This is a genomic window from Haemophilus sp. THUN1690, from assembly GCF_059704375.1.
Window position 1 is genome coordinate 331677 of record NZ_AP046582.1, and the last position, 14200, is coordinate 345876.

The following is a 14200-nucleotide window of genomic DNA, read 5'->3' on the forward strand; positions in this document are numbered from 1 at the left end:
AAACTATTTTAGGAAAATCCTTTATGAAAAAAATTCTCTCTGCAACCTTAATGGCAACGTTACTATCTGGATGTCAAGTTCTTGACCTTGTTCAAGGTACGCCTCAAAAGGTATCTAAAGTATCAAAGCCGGTATTAACGCCTGCTCAAACTGAAGTATTACAAAAATTAGATGCACAGTTTCAGCGTATTTCAGCTAAAGGTATCGAAATTGAATTCAATGGTGAGAAATATGTGAAACAAACACAAGCGGTAAAAGGTGATGATCCTCGTTTTGTGAGTTTGGCATTAAGTAAAAATAGTGAGGCACGTAAAGCTGTGTTAAGTGATACATTCTATTTAACTGATGTTTCTCATGAGAAAGCTATTACGGAACGTTATTTTGCAAAAAATAAAGAGACCTGTCAGTTACAAGCTGTGAAATCAGATATTCATGATTATTATGCTTGTGCCAGTGATAAATTTAAACGTTACGTTGCTTTAGTGCATAAAGATAAAAATATAATTGCTTATCGTAGTTATACCTCATATCAAGTGGAACCCACACAGGCTGAAGAACGTGCGATTATTAAGGCATTAGTCGATTATCCATTTGATAGTATTGCTCGTTAATATGAATAGACGCGATCTTCTTTTACAAGAAATGGGTATTTCTCAGTGGACGTTATATCGCCCAGAGGTGCTACAAGGTTCGGTAGGAATTAGTGTTGCTGAGAATATTCGCTTTATCACTGTTTCTGATGAAAATATAAGTGGCTCGCCTTTGTTGGCTGATGTGTTACTTAGCCTTGATCTTAAAAAAGAAGATTGCTTATGTTTGAATTACGATCAAATCCAGCATATCGAATGTAAGCAGCCTATTCGTTACTGGTTATTATCAGAAAATAGCGACAAAATTGACCGCACTTTATCATTTTGTATGCAGGCTGAGTGTGTTTATCGCTCGCCAAGTTGGCAACAATTTCAATTTAATCACCAAGCCAAACTCGAGTTGTGGCAACAAATTCAGCAGCCTTAATTATGTCTATTATTTCTCAAATTGAAGCCAGTGATTTCGACCGATTGTATGAAATCGAGCAGCAAGCACATCTTGTGCCTTGGTCATTTGGTACGTTAAAAAACAATCAAGGTGAGCGTTATCTCAATTTAAAATTAATAGAGAATAATCAGATTATTGGTTTTGCTATTTGCCAAACGGTATTGGATGAAGCGACTTTGTTTAATATTGCTATTGTACCGACTCATCAAGGTAATGGATTTGGGAAATTATTGTTGAATGAGTTAATCGCTAGGTTGAAAGAAAAAGGCGTACAGACCTTATGGCTAGAAGTTAGAGAGTCTAATCCTGCTCGTTTCTTGTATGAAAAAATTGGTTTTAATGAAGTCGATATTCGAAAAAATTATTATCCGAAACCCAGTGGTGGACGAGAAAATGCCGTAGTAATGGCCTGTTATTTATAGACATGAATGATATAGCCTAGGATGTTTATCCTAGGCTATATTTTTTTATGCTTCTTCTGCTGGAAAAACAAATGGATTTAATCCGCTGCGTGCGAAACCTTTTTCTTCCATTTCAATGTCTAAGAAAATAGAAGCCAAATCATCGGCTACTGGCTCTACATGAGGATCTTTTTCTTGGAACATGATTTTCAAGTAACTTTCACAGCTACCACAGGTTTCAGCACGAACAAGTGCAAGTTCTTCATCTAACGACCACATTTCAAGTTTGTCATGACTATTACAGTTGGTGCATTGTGCACGTACTAAATTCCATTCACTTTCACATAAATTACAATGTAAGTAGCGTAAACCTTGTGATGTACCAATTTGTACCATACTTGCCACAGGTAAAGAACCACAAACAGGGCAGTGATGTAAATTTTTGGCGTTTTCAACTCGGCTATTATGAGGAATTTGTTGAGCTGCTTGTAACCAATAAAGGGAAAGTGCGGCCCAAATAAAGACGGCTTTATCACTGCTGACTAAATTAAATTCTTGTGCTAATAGTTTATTTGCCATTTCTTCTAATTCAGCAGAGGATGCTTTTTCAAGAAATTCAATTGTTGAGGCGACTTGCTCATTAGCCTTTGGTTTAATCTCATAAAGAATTTCAGTTAAGTATTCACGCCAGATGCTGTTTCTTTTAAAGGTTTTCGCATTTAGTGGCTCGATATCATTTAGCTGTTCAAACTGTTGTGGCGGTAAAGGATTTTTTTCTAACGTGGAAAGTTGGCTTTCAACTATGTCTGCAGCAAATAATAAATAATCTGATAGTGGGTGATTTTGTGCTAAGTCTCTTAAACGTTTTGCTCTGCGTTGGTAAAGATTTTTAGGATTGGCAAATAATACAGCAGGTGTTTGGAAAGAATTCGCTGCTTGTTTGATTTCTGATTCTGATAAGATTTTGATACTCATGTTCTTTTCTCACTTTCATAATAAAAAGTGCGGTCAATTTTAACCGCACTTTTTTCTTTTTCAAGATTTCAGCTTATTTGCCAAATCCTTTAAATAATACTTTGGTTTTGCCTTTTTTACCTGATTGCTCGTTGAGTAAATCTTTTTCAAGCTCAGGTAAAATTTCTTCGCGATACCATTTCGGGTGGTGTTTTTTCGCCCAACGAACGGTTACCCAACCTTCTATGATTCCTCGAATTGAACCTTTAATCCAGAATGCCATATACATATGCACTAAGATACCAGTGAATAACATAAATGCACTCAAAGAATGGAGCAGAATCGAGAAACGCAATACTGGGATTGAGAAGTAGTGCGAAAAATATTGACGCCACATAATGATGCCAGTCACTAATAACGTTACCATCGCCAAATTTAATGTCCAGAAGAGCATTTTTTGACCAAGGTTATATTTGCCATTATCAGCAACCGCGTGTTCATTCCCTTTCAGAACTTCAACGACACCTTTTGCCCAGCGAATATCGTTTTTCTCTGGAATATTGTGATCCCAGTACAATAATGCCAAGTAGATGAAGGCAAAGAACATTAAAATCCCAGTGAATGGGTGAATTGCACGCGCAATTTGTGGTGTACCTAAAATTTCTGTTAACCATGCGAAATCAGGGAAGAAAAACGCAACACCAGTGAACATTGTCATAAAGAAACAAATTACCAACATCCAGTGACTGATACGCGCTGGTGTTCTATGGCGGACGATTCGAGTATCGTTGTTGATCTCAATTTTACTCATTGTTTTCCCCCTTAGATGATTTTTCTTCTTCAAATTCGTGGTGATGATCTTCCACATCTTCTTCAATATTAGGACCTACAGTTAAGTAGTGAGCGATTTCAGCTAATGCCAAGCCACCCATTGCAACTGCCGCTACTGGTTTCAATACATCTTTCCATAAGGTCACACTTAAATCAATTTGTGGATCTTTTGGAAGACCATTGTAAAGCTCTGGTTTATCAGCGTGATGTAACACATACATTACGTGTGTTCCGCCTACGCCTGGAGGATCGTAAAGTCCTGCATTTTCATAACCACGAGATTTTAAATCAGCTATGCGTTTTTCCGCGTAGAGTTTCATTTCTTCTTTAGAACCAAAACGAATCGCACCAGTTGGACAAGTTTTCACACATGCAGGCTCTTGACCTACAGAAACACGGTCCACACAAAGGGTACATTTGTACACACGGTTGTCATCTGGGTTCATACGTGGAATGTTGAATGGACAGCCAGCAATACAATAACCACATCCGATACACTTATCAGATTGGAAGTCGACGATACCGTTTTTGTATTGAATGATAGCACCTGGTGATGGACAGGCTTTTAAACAGCCTGGTTCAGCACAGTGCATACATCCATCTTTACGGATTAGCCATTCTAAACGATCGTTTTCCTCTACTTCGTTAAAACGCATCACAGTCCATGCTTTAGCATTTAGATCTACAGGGTTATCGTAAATACCATGACACTGCGCATTTACATCAGAGCGGATGTCATTCCACTCTGAGCAGCCTACTTGGCAAGCTTTACAACCGATACATGTACTGACATCGATTAATTTTGCCACTTCAACTTTATGATCACGCGCTTGTGGTGCAGGCGTTAAACCTGAAGTTGCGGAGATTTTAATAATATCTTGAGATTGTACATCCATTGCTCGCATATTATGCCTCCGCCTTTTCTACGTTCACCAAGAAAGTTTTATATTCTGGTGTTTGTGTAATTGATTCACCCCAAGATGGTGTTAAGGTATTTGCTGAGAAACCACGGTTACCTTTACCATTTAAGGATTTCATATTCCAGTGAATTGGAATACCAATATGGTGAACTGTGCGTCCATCGATTTCTAAATCTTTCAAACGTTTAGTCACAACGGCAACCGCTTTGATGTAACCACGTCTTGAAGTGACTTTTACCATATCACCTTTTTGGATGCCTTTTTCTGCAGCTAATTTCTCGCCAATTTCCACAAACTGTTGTGGTTGAGCGATGATGTTTAGAGCAGATTGAGCTGTCCAACTGTGGAAGTGTTCAGTTAAACGATAAGTTGTAGCCACAAATGGATACTCTTTATTTGAGCCAATAAACTCACGGTCTTCCTTATAGATACGGATAGTTGGATCCGTTACTACGTTTGGATGAAGTGGGTTCGTATCAATTGGGCTTTCAATCGGTTCAAAGTGTTCTGGTACCGGACCATTATTGATTTTATCAACCGCAAATAGACGACCAACACCTTCCGCAGACATAATAAATGGACCTGCATCTGAACCTGGTGGTTGCGCGCCGTAGTCAGCAATGTCATACCAGTTCCAGTTTTTACCATTCCATTTAATTAATTGGCGGTGTTTGTCCCATGGATTACCGTTGATATCTAATGATGCGCGATTGTAAAGAACACGACGGTTCGCAGGCCATGAGAAGCCCCAACCTACAGTACAACCTAATCCTGAAGGGTCAGAATTATCACGATTTGCCATTTGGTTACCTTTTTCTGTCCATTGACCAACATAGAGCCAGTTTCCAGATGTGGTAGTACCGTCATCTCTTAAGTGAGCAAATCCATTTAATAATTGACCTTTCTTATAGATGAGATTGTTATTCGCATCATAAAGATCCTCAAGTGCATAACCATTAAGCTCTTTGGCTAGTTCAACTGAGGTTGGTGAATGTGGTTGAGCATAATTCCAGGTCATCGCTTCAAAGGATTCAATACCTCGACCACCTTCTTTTTTATAAAGGTCGTGCATTTCTTCACGAATCATGGAAAGAATTTCAACATCAGGCATCGCTTCGCCAGGTTGATCACAACCTTTCCAGTGCCATTGTGCCCAACGACCTGAGTTGGCAATAGAACCATCTTCTTCTGCGAAACAGGTTGTTGGTAAACGGAATACCTCGGTTTGAATTTCTGCTGGATTTACATTGTTAGATTCACCAAAGTTTTTCCAGAACTCAGAACTTTCAGTTTGTAATGGATCAAGCACAACTAAGAATTTTAATTTACTCATACCCGCAACAGTTTTGTTTTTGTTCGGTAAAGAGTTTAATACGTTGAAACCTTGTAAAATCCAGCCGTTTAATTCACCATCATGCATCATTTTTACATGTGTGATAGGGTCATAAACACGGTCAACTTTAGGGATGAAGTCAAAGCCCCAGCCATTTTCTTTTGTAGCTTTATCTCCGTAGAAGGTTTTCATCATACTTACGAAGAATTTTGAGGTATTACGATAATAGTTGACTTGATTAGGCACGATATCTTTCGGCGTAATCGCATTCATATATTGTTCGTAAGAGGTTTCTTTTTCGTTTGGTAAACGCATATAGCCTGGCAACATTGTTGGTAGTAGACCCATATCAGTTGTACCTTGAACGTTCGAGTGTCCACGAAGTGCATTAATACCGCCACCAGGCATACCAATATTACCTAAAAGTAATTGGATCATCGCCATAGAACGAATATTTTGTGTACCGATTGTGTGCTCTGTAAAACCTAATGCATATAAGTGCGTCATTGTTTTATTTGGCGCAGAAGTTTTACCGATTTCTTCACAAATTTGTAAGAACACTTTTTGTTTTACGCCAGTAACGCGTTCAACCATTTCTGGAGTATAACGAGAAACGTGATCTTTTAAGATATTAATGACACAACGAGGGTGTTGTAATGTCATATCACGTTTTGCATTGCCGTTTTCATCAAATTGGTAATTCCAAGTTGATTTATCGTAATTGCGTTTTTCTTCGTTAAAGCCAGAGAATAAACCGTCTTCAAACTTATAGCCTTCATTAATTAAGAAGGAAGCATTGGTATAGTGTTTAACGTATTCGTGTTGAATCTGATTAGTTTCCAATAGGTAACGGATTACGCCCATTAAGAACGCAATATCAGAACCAGAACGAATTGGGGCGTGAAGATCAGCAACTGATGCAGTACGGTTAAAGCGAGGATCAACTACGATGATTTTCGCACCGTTTTTCTTCGCTTCAATTGCCCAACGGAAACCGACAGGGTGAGCCTCAGCAGGGTTACCACCTTGAACAAGAATAAGGTTTGCGTTTTTGATATCAACCCAGTTATTTGTCATGGCACCGCGACCAAATGATGGAGCAAGACTTGCTACCGTTGGTCCGTGTCAAGTATTAGCTTGGTTACATACTGGCAACATCCCTAACATTCGAATCCATTTATGGGTGAGTAACGCGGCTTCATTACTGATAGCGGATGCGGTCATAATCCCTGTGGTGGTCCAACGGTTTACAGTATTACCTGCAGCATTTTTTTCAACGAAGTTGGCATCACGGTCATCTTTCATTAAACGGGCAATACGCTTAATAGCATCATGCCAAGAAATGCGTTCCCATTTATTAGAGCCTGGTGCGCGATATTCAGGATATAAACAGCGGCTTTCGCTATTTACGTAATCAAGGGCGCCAGCACCTTTAGGACAGAGTGCACCACGGCTAACCGGATGATCAGGATCGCCCTCGAGATGGAATAATTTTGAACGAGTATTGGTGCCAGTGTGGCCGCTTAACGTATCGTAAGGTTTGCCTGTGCTATAAAGCAACATACCACAGCTTACGGAACAATATGTACAAGTGTTACGAGATTCAAATGCGCGTAATAATTTGTATTCACGCGGTGCAGCTAACGCACTTGCTGGAGCAAAACCCAACATCGCAGCCGATGTTCCCGCCATACCACCTGCACAGACCTTAAAGAATTTTCTTCTTGAGATCTGCATAATCACTCCTTTCAACAACAAGTTGTTGAGATGTTTAGATAGTAATAAATTCGTCTAGTGTAACTAGATAATTTGGTTGATTTCGTTAAAATAACGTTACTCAACATCGCAAATTGGTTCAAAAACAAGCCAATTTATGGGAGCCTAGAATAACGATTTTTTAACGATAAATCTATAATCAAATGGCATTATAACGTATAAATATTATGATCTAGATCATAAATTTATAAAAATATTAACATTTTTTTTACATTTTAGTAATGGGTAGGTAAAGAATGGATTGGCTGATTAAACAAACGATTAACTTTTTTAAAAGAAATAAAAGTATAGAAAATTCAACCGCACTTTTACAATCAAAAGAAGATTTTCTAGCTGTCGAAACGCCAGTTTCATTAGTTTATAACGGTATTTCTCATACGGTTATGATGTGTTCTCCGAAAGATTTAGAGGTGTTTGCTTTGGGGTTTTCTCTCACTGAAGGAATTATTGAAAAACCTTCGGATATTTACGGTATTGATGTTGTGGAAGTTTGCAATGGTATTGAAGTGCAAATTGAACTGTCTAGCCGAAAATTTGTGGCATTAAAAGAGCATCGTCGTACTCTAACTGGGCGTACTGGGTGTGGTATTTGTGGCACGGAGCAGCTTAATCAAGTATATAAAAATTTTCCAAAATTAGGCCGCGCTTTTAAGTTTGATTTGAATTTACTAGATGGTTGTTTGTCAGAACTTCATAAAAATCAACGATTAGGTCAGCAAACAGGTTCGACTCATGCTTGTGGTTTTTTTGATTTAGAAGGCAATATGCTTGCTATTTTTGAAGATGTGGGGCGTCATGTTTCACTTGATAAATTACTTGGCTGGCATGCAAAATCAGGCAGGCCTAATGGAATTATTGTTGCTTCGAGTCGTGCAAGTTATGAAATGGTTCAAAAAACTATTTCTTGTGGGGTGGAAATGTTAGTGACAATTTCTGGGGCAACTGATCTTGCTGTGAAAATGGCTGAAGCACATAATTTGACTTTGATTGGTTTTGCAAGAGAAGGTAAAGGGAATATCTATAGTGGATATGAACGAATTAATAGTTGATATCTGAAGTAACTTTATATACATACGAGATATTTTTCTATTTATTTGTAATCCAACTAGCTAGCGCGATAAAAATAGCAAAGATGCAAAACCAAATTATGTGAAGTTTTGTACTTTTCCGATTGATTTCAGCATTATGCTGTCGACGTGTTTCTAATTGTTGTTTATAAATTTCTAAATCTGCTTGTTTGAACGAAAAACCACAATTAGGGCAGTTTTCTGCATTTTCACTAATCTTTTTTCTGCATTCAGGGCATCGAGTTAAGGCCATCTTTATCTCTATAATTATAAAATTACTTATTTATTAGTATTCTAATAGAATTCTTCGGTTTTACAAATGTGATGCAAGTCACAAATCCATAAAATTTCTTAAATTCAATTTTTGATTTTAAATAATTTGAAATAGAATACCGCAGCTTGTTTAGGGCATCTACTAAATACTTTCTTTTATCTTTTGAGGAGCCTTTCTATGTTATGGTTTTTCTTTTGTGTAGCCATTTTGATTCTTGGTTACTTTGTTTATGGAAAAATTATCGAAAAAATATTTGTGATTAATCCACAACGTCAGACCCCTGCTTACCGGGTAAATGATGGCGTGGATTATATGCCAATGTCAAAAACCAAAATTTGGTTAATTCAATTATTAAACATTGCTGGAACTGGTCCTATTTTTGGTCCAATTCTTGGTGCGTTATACGGACCAGTGGCAATGCTTTGGATTGTAATCGGTTGTATTTTTGCCGGTGCAGTACATGACTATTTCTGTGGTATGTTGAGTATCCGTCATGGTGGTGCAACGATGCCTCATTTAGCTGGTAAATTCTTAGGTCGCCCTGTAAAAGTATTTATTAACACATTAGCACTTATACTTTTATTATTAGTAGGTGTTGTGTTTGTATCAAGCCCAGCTCAATTAATGGGTACGATTACTATGGACTTATTGGGCGCATCTCAAGGTGCATTACAATTAGGTGATGCTGAGGCTGTTCATCATGCAGTTGAAGCGGGTGGTATCAAAGTATGGGGAATGGATAAAGCAACTGTTGTTGCAATTTGGACGATTATTATTTTTGCTTACTATATTCTTGCGACTTTATTGCCAATCGATAAAATTATTGGTCGAATCTATCCGCTCTTTGGCGCATTGTTGCTATTTATGTCTGTGGGTATGGTGTATGGCTTAGTTTCTGCACACTTTAGTGCTGTGGACCCTATTGAGTTCTTCCGTACTATCAATGCAGATGGTCAAGGTTTAACTTTAGAGAAATTCACGCAAAACTTCCAAGTGAAGGGTGATGTTCCAATTTGGCCATTATTGTTCTTAACTATTTCTTGTGGTGCATTATCTGGTTTCCATGCAACTCAAACTCCTTTAATGGCGCGTTGTGCTGAAAATGAAAAAGAAGGTCGTTTTATCTTTTACGGTGCAATGATTGCTGAAGGTGTAATCGCGTTAATCTGGTGTATGGTTGGTCTTGCATTCTATGAAAACCCACAAGCATTACAAGATGCAATTGCAGCAGGTTCACCATCTAAAGTTGTATATGACAGTTCATTACACTTCTTAGGTTTTATCGGTGGTATTTTTGCAGTGTTAGGAGTTGTGGTTTTACCTATTACTTCTGGCGATACCGCATTCCGTGCAGCTCGTTTACAATTAGCGGAAATTTTCCATATCGACCAACGTTCATTACCTAAACGTTTATTAATTGCTGTACCACTATTCGTATTGGGCTATTTTGTGTCAACCATTGATTTTAGCGTGTTATGGCGTTATTTCACTTGGGCAAACCAAATGACAGCAATGGTAATGTTATGGACTGCAGCTGCGTACTTATATCGCTACCATAAATTCCACTGGGTTGCGTCTATTCCGGCTTGGTTTATTACAACAGTATGTGCAACGTACTTGTTCTACAATAAAATCGGTTTTGGTTTAGATTATCAACTTTCAGTTTATCTTGGTTTTGCAACAACAATTGTTTGTATCGTGTTATTCTTCGCTATGCTTAAGCCATTAGGTGAGCGTGATGAAGAAGCGTATGTGAATAATTAATCAAGATAATTTGGTTGAAAAAAGCCGTTTGAGATATTGTCTCAAACGGCTTTTTATTTTGATAAAAAATAGGGTTATTTCAGGGATAATCGCTTGCAACTTAAACAAACAAATTATAAACTTACGTAGATGTGGAGAAAAGTGGTGTTTTGTGGAGATTTTTAGAAAAATTTCTCAAAATAAGTTTAATTTGAAGGCGTAATATGTTTCGTGGTGCAACAGCGGTTAATTTAGATTCTAAGGGACGTGTAGCGATCCCAACCCGCTATCGCTCTGAAATTCTTGAAAAGAACCAAGGGCAAATGGTTTGTACTGTAGATATTCGCCAACCTTGCCTTTTACTTTATCCCCTTGATGAATGGGAAAAAATCGAACAAAAACTTCTCGCACTTTCTAACTTTGATCCTACCCAACGCCGTTTGCAACGAGTAATGCTTGGTCACGCCACTGAATGTGAGATGGATGCTCAGGGCCGTATTTTGCTTAGTGGACCATTACGTCAACATGCAAAATTAGAAAAAGGTTTAATGTTGGTGGGACAACTTAATAAATTTGAAATTTGGAGTGCTGTAGAATGGCATGCCCAAATTGAAGAAGATATGGAAATTGGTTCAAGTGCAGACTTTGCGTCTGAGGCTTTGAAAGATTTCTCATTATAGAAAATGATTCACCGTTTTTTACTTTTATATTGTATTTATGGATACCAAAAATTCCTTTTCTTCACCTGAACATATCACAGTTTTACTTCATGAAGCCGTGAATGGCTTGGCATTGAAGGAAAATGGAATTTATATTGACGGTACTTTTGGCCGTGGTGGTCATTCTCGCTTAATCCTTTCTAAATTATCCCCAAATGGTCGTCTCATTAGCGTTGACCGCGATCCTAGAGCCATTGCTGAAGCTCAAAAAATTCAAGATTCACGTTTTCAGATTGAACACAACAGCTTTTCCCATATTCCTGAAATTTGTGAAAAATTAAATTTGGTTGGCAAAATTGACGGCATTTTGCTTGATCTTGGTGTGTCTTCCCCTCAACTTGACGAAGCTGAACGTGGATTTAGTTTTATGAAAGATGGCCCGCTTGATATGCGTATGGACACGACTCAAGGTTTATCAGCAGAAGAATGGTTAAAACAAGTATCGGTTGAGGATTTAACTTGGGTTTTGAAAACTTTTGGCGAAGAGCGTTTTGCTAAACGTATTGCCACTGCCATTGTTGATTACAACAAAAGTGCGGCTAAAAATGGCACAGAATTTTTATCGCGAACTAGTCAATTAGCTGAGCTCATTTCACAAGCGGTACCTTTCAAAGATAAACATAAACATCCAGCTACTCGTAGTTTCCAAGCTATTCGTATTTTCATCAATGCAGAATTAGATGAATTGGAAAGTGTACTCAATTCTGCTTTAGACATGCTAGCGCCAGAAGGGCGTTTATCAATTATTAGTTTCCATTCTTTAGAAGATAGAATGGTGAAACATTTTATGAAAAAACAAAGTAAAGGCGAGGATATCCCTAAAGGTTTGCCATTGCGAGAAGACCAAATTCAACGTAATCAAAAATTAAAAACTATTGGTAAAGCAATTCAACCAAGTGATGCAGAAATTCAAGCAAATCCTCGTTCAAGAAGTGCGGTATTGCGTGTGGCGGAGAGAATTTAGTGATGTCTGAAAATAATAAACCTCGTTATCCGTTACAGCAGATTTTGGTTGAAGATCTATTTTCTTCAAATAAATTAATTGTGTTGTTATTGGTTGCAATTTTGATTTCATCAATGAGCGTGATTTGGGTAACTCATCAGGCACGTCGATTAATTTCTGAAAATGGTCAATTGATTTTACAGCGCCAAGCGCTTGAAAGTGAATATCGAAATTTGCAAGTGCAAGAAGCAACAGAAGGAGACAGTACTAGAGTGGAATCTATTGCTGTTGGAACCTTAAAAATGAAAACAATATCCCCAGAACAAGAAGTTGAAATTAGAGAATAATAGGTAGAAAAGATGGTTAAGTTCAATTCTTCTCGTAAATCAGGTAAAGCAAAAAAAACAATTAGAAAATTGGCCGCACCTGAAGCCGTAAAACATAACAAACCGAAAATTGTGTTTGAAAAATGTTTTATGCGTGTTCGTTATTGGGTTTCTGCTTTTTTTATTTTGGCCGGTTTATGTGCTTTAGTCGCTCGTGCGGCTTATGTGCAGTCTGTTGATTCGAGTACCTTATCTGGAGAGGCTGATAAACGTTCTTTGCGTAAGGATGAAGTGTTATCTGTTCGTGGTTCAATTTTAGATCGTAATGGTCAGCTTTTATCTGTAAGTGTACCGATGAATGCTGTGGTTGCAGATCCGAAAACCATGTTAAAAGAAAATGCACTTGCTGATAAAGAAAGGGTTACTGCGTTGGCACAAGAATTGGGTATGAGCGAAAATGATTTGGTGAAAAAAATCGAGAAGAATTCTAAATCTGGTTATTTGTATTTGGCCCGTCAAGTAGAATCTAACAAGGCAGATTATATTCGTAAACTTAAGATTAAAGGTATTAATTTAGAAACTGAGCATCGTCGTTTTTATCCTCGCGTAGAAGAAGCTGCGCATGTGGTGGGTTATACCGATATTGATGGAAACGGTATTGAGGGCATTGAGAAAAGCTTTAATTCCATGCTTGTGGGTAAAGATGGTTCACGTACTGTCCGTAAAGATAAACGCGGAAACATCGTTGAACATATTGCGGATGAGAAAAAATATGATGCGCAAGATGTCACCTTAAGTATCGATGAAAAATTACAATCCATGGTATATCGTGAGATTAAAAAGGCGGTGTCTGATAATAATGCCGAGTCTGGTACTGCGGTGTTAGTTGATGTTAGAACTGGTGAAGTGTTGGCTATGGCTACTGCACCATCTTACAATCCAAACAACCGTGTCGGTGTGAAATCTGAGTTAATGCGTAACCGTGCAATCACCGATACGTTTGAGCCAGGTTCTACTGTAAAACCTTTCGTAGTTTTAACAGCACTTCAACGTGGAGTAGTGCGCCGTGATGAAATCATCAACACGGGATCATTCACAGTGAGTGGTAAAGAAATTGTGGACGTTGCACCTCGTGCACAACAAACTTTAGATGAGATTTTAATTAATTCTAGTAACCGTGGTGTGAGTCGCCTTGCATTGCGTATGCCGCCTAGTGCATTGATGGAAACTTATCAAAATGCAGGTTTAAGTAAACCGACAGATTTAGGCTTGATTGGTGAACAAGTTGGGATTTTGAACGCAAACCGTAAACGCTGGGCAGATATTGAACGTGCAACAGTTGCTTATGGTTATGGTATTACTGCGACACCTTTACAAATCGCTAGAGCATATGCAACCCTTGGTAGTTTTGGCGTTTATCGCCCTCTGTCGATCACTAAAGTCGATCCGCCAGTCATTGGAAAACGCGTTTTCTCTGAAAAAATAACTAAAGATATAGTAGGGATTTTAGAGAAAGTAGCAATTAAAAATAAACGCGCAATGGTGGAAGGCTACCGTGTTGGCGTGAAAACAGGTACAGCACGTAAGATTGAAAATGGACATTATGTAAATAAATATGTTGCATTTACTGCGGGTATTGCACCGATTAGTGACCCTCGTTATGCATTGGTGATTTTGATTAATGATCCAAAAGCTGGTGAATATTATGGTGGTGCAGTTTCTGCGCCAGTATTCTCTAGCATTATGGGTTATGCTTTGCGTGCAAATGCTATTCCACAAGATGCTGAACCTGTTGAAAAAACAGCAACTAAAAGCGCAAAACGTATCGTATATGTTGGTGATCACAAGAATCAAAAAGTGAATTAAGGAAAAATT

General features: G+C 38.1%; 14 protein-coding genes. 9 read left to right on the forward strand and 5 right to left on the reverse strand.

Going from position 1 to position 14200, the window contains the following annotated elements; genetic code table 11:
* The first annotated feature begins 23 nt into the window (after nt 1-23).
* The 3 genes from AC6H22_RS01610 to rimI are packed head-to-tail and all read left to right on the forward strand — an operon-like array spanning nt 24 to nt 1460.
* The gene (locus AC6H22_RS01610) at nt 24-611 is read left to right on the forward strand and encodes a YdgH/BhsA/McbA family protein (RefSeq protein WP_118817407.1); all 588 of its coding nucleotides are present in this window, start codon (nt 24-26) and stop codon (nt 609-611) included.
* Between the two features lies 1 nt (nt 612).
* Entirely contained in the window at nt 613-1017 is a 405-nt protein-coding gene (holD, locus tag AC6H22_RS01615; RefSeq protein ID WP_118817408.1) for a DNA polymerase III subunit psi, read from the forward strand.
* Nucleotides 1018-1019: 2 nt separating this feature from the next.
* On the forward strand, nt 1020-1460 hold the full coding sequence (gene rimI / locus AC6H22_RS01620) for a ribosomal protein S18-alanine N-acetyltransferase (protein WP_118817409.1): 441 nt from the start codon (nt 1020-1022) through the stop codon (nt 1458-1460).
* Between the two features lie 45 nt (nt 1461-1505).
* Here the strand turns inward: rimI and fdhE are convergent, their stop codons facing one another.
* The 4 genes from fdhE to fdnG form a co-directional block, all read right to left on the reverse strand.
* The gene (gene fdhE, locus AC6H22_RS01625; protein WP_118817410.1) at nt 1506-2414 is read right to left on the reverse strand and encodes a formate dehydrogenase accessory protein FdhE; all 909 of its coding nucleotides are present in this window, start codon (nt 2412-2414) and stop codon (nt 1506-1508) included.
* Between the two features lie 73 nt (nt 2415-2487).
* Nucleotides 2488-3204: a formate dehydrogenase subunit gamma gene (locus AC6H22_RS01630; RefSeq protein WP_005628717.1), complete on the reverse strand. Its 717-nt coding sequence runs from the start codon at nt 3202-3204 to the stop codon at nt 2488-2490.
* On the reverse strand, nt 3197-4129 hold the full coding sequence (gene fdxH, locus AC6H22_RS01635; protein ID WP_118817411.1) for a formate dehydrogenase subunit beta: 933 nt from the start codon (nt 4127-4129) through the stop codon (nt 3197-3199). The genes AC6H22_RS01630 and fdxH overlap by 8 nt, the downstream gene beginning before the upstream one ends.
* A 1-nt stretch (nt 4130) precedes the next feature.
* Nucleotides 4131-7214, reverse strand: coding sequence for a formate dehydrogenase-N subunit alpha (gene fdnG / locus AC6H22_RS01640; RefSeq protein WP_151238350.1), 3084 nt, complete (start codon nt 7212-7214; stop codon nt 4131-4133).
* A gap of 275 nt (nt 7215-7489) precedes the next feature.
* Between fdnG and fdhD the strand changes: the two genes are divergently transcribed.
* Nucleotides 7490-8302 carry a formate dehydrogenase accessory sulfurtransferase FdhD gene (fdhD, locus tag AC6H22_RS01645; RefSeq protein ID WP_118817412.1) on the forward strand — a complete coding sequence of 271 codons (813 nt, stop codon included), beginning with the start codon at nt 7490-7492 and terminating at the stop codon, nt 8300-8302.
* A 37-nt stretch (nt 8303-8339) separates the two neighbouring features.
* On the opposite strand, the gene AC6H22_RS01650 is transcribed toward fdhD, so the two are convergent.
* Entirely contained in the window at nt 8340-8573 is a 234-nt protein-coding gene (locus AC6H22_RS01650; RefSeq protein ID WP_118817413.1) for a zinc ribbon domain-containing protein, read from the reverse strand.
* Between the two features lie 198 nt (nt 8574-8771).
* Here AC6H22_RS01650 and AC6H22_RS01655 point away from each other — a divergent pair, with 198 nt between their 5' ends.
* The 5 genes from AC6H22_RS01655 to AC6H22_RS01675 all read left to right on the forward strand — a co-directional run bounded on the left by AC6H22_RS01655 (nt 8772) and on the right by AC6H22_RS01675 (nt 14191).
* A complete protein-coding gene (locus AC6H22_RS01655; RefSeq protein WP_118817414.1) occupies nt 8772-10358 on the forward strand; it encodes a carbon starvation CstA family protein in 1587 nt (528 codons plus the stop codon).
* Nucleotides 10359-10561: 203 nt separating this feature from the next.
* On the forward strand, nt 10562-11017 hold the full coding sequence (gene mraZ, locus AC6H22_RS01660) for a division/cell wall cluster transcriptional repressor MraZ (RefSeq protein ID WP_005628276.1): 456 nt from the start codon (nt 10562-10564) through the stop codon (nt 11015-11017).
* A 37-nt stretch (nt 11018-11054) separates the two neighbouring features.
* Entirely contained in the window at nt 11055-12020 is a 966-nt protein-coding gene (rsmH, locus tag AC6H22_RS01665) for a 16S rRNA (cytosine(1402)-N(4))-methyltransferase RsmH (protein ID WP_046953569.1), read from the forward strand.
* A gap of 2 nt (nt 12021-12022) precedes the next feature.
* The gene (gene ftsL / locus AC6H22_RS01670; RefSeq protein WP_046953570.1) at nt 12023-12346 is read left to right on the forward strand and encodes a cell division protein FtsL; all 324 of its coding nucleotides are present in this window, start codon (nt 12023-12025) and stop codon (nt 12344-12346) included.
* A 12-nt stretch (nt 12347-12358) separates the two neighbouring features.
* Entirely contained in the window at nt 12359-14191 is a 1833-nt protein-coding gene (locus AC6H22_RS01675; protein WP_118817415.1) for a penicillin-binding transpeptidase domain-containing protein, read from the forward strand.
* Nucleotides 14192-14200 lie beyond the last annotated feature (9 nt).

What these genes read in the sequence shown, in the direction of transcription:
- AC6H22_RS01610 (WP_118817407.1), top strand. Translation starts at nt 24, where the DNA reads ATGAAAAAAATTCTCTCTGCAACCTTAATGGCAACGTTACTATCTGGA.
- holD (WP_118817408.1), top strand. Translation starts at nt 613, where the DNA reads ATGAATAGACGCGATCTTCTTTTACAAGAAATGGGTATTTCTCAGTGG.
- rimI (WP_118817409.1), top strand. Translation starts at nt 1,020, where the DNA reads ATGTCTATTATTTCTCAAATTGAAGCCAGTGATTTCGACCGATTGTAT.
- fdhE (WP_118817410.1), bottom strand. Translation starts at nt 2,414, where the DNA reads ATGAGTATCAAAATCTTATCAGAATCAGAAATCAAACAAGCAGCGAAT.
- AC6H22_RS01630 (WP_005628717.1), bottom strand. Translation starts at nt 3,204, where the DNA reads ATGAGTAAAATTGAGATCAACAACGATACTCGAATCGTCCGCCATAGA.
- fdxH (WP_118817411.1), bottom strand. Translation starts at nt 4,129, where the DNA reads ATGCGAGCAATGGATGTACAATCTCAAGATATTATTAAAATCTCCGCA.
- fdhD (WP_118817412.1), top strand. Translation starts at nt 7,490, where the DNA reads ATGGATTGGCTGATTAAACAAACGATTAACTTTTTTAAAAGAAATAAA.
- AC6H22_RS01650 (WP_118817413.1), bottom strand. Translation starts at nt 8,573, where the DNA reads ATGGCCTTAACTCGATGCCCTGAATGCAGAAAAAAGATTAGTGAAAAT.
- AC6H22_RS01655 (WP_118817414.1), top strand. Translation starts at nt 8,772, where the DNA reads ATGTTATGGTTTTTCTTTTGTGTAGCCATTTTGATTCTTGGTTACTTT.
- mraZ (WP_005628276.1), top strand. Translation starts at nt 10,562, where the DNA reads ATGTTTCGTGGTGCAACAGCGGTTAATTTAGATTCTAAGGGACGTGTA.
- rsmH (WP_046953569.1), top strand. Translation starts at nt 11,055, where the DNA reads ATGGATACCAAAAATTCCTTTTCTTCACCTGAACATATCACAGTTTTA.
- ftsL (WP_046953570.1), top strand. Translation starts at nt 12,023, where the DNA reads ATGTCTGAAAATAATAAACCTCGTTATCCGTTACAGCAGATTTTGGTT.
- AC6H22_RS01675 (WP_118817415.1), top strand. Translation starts at nt 12,359, where the DNA reads ATGGTTAAGTTCAATTCTTCTCGTAAATCAGGTAAAGCAAAAAAAACA.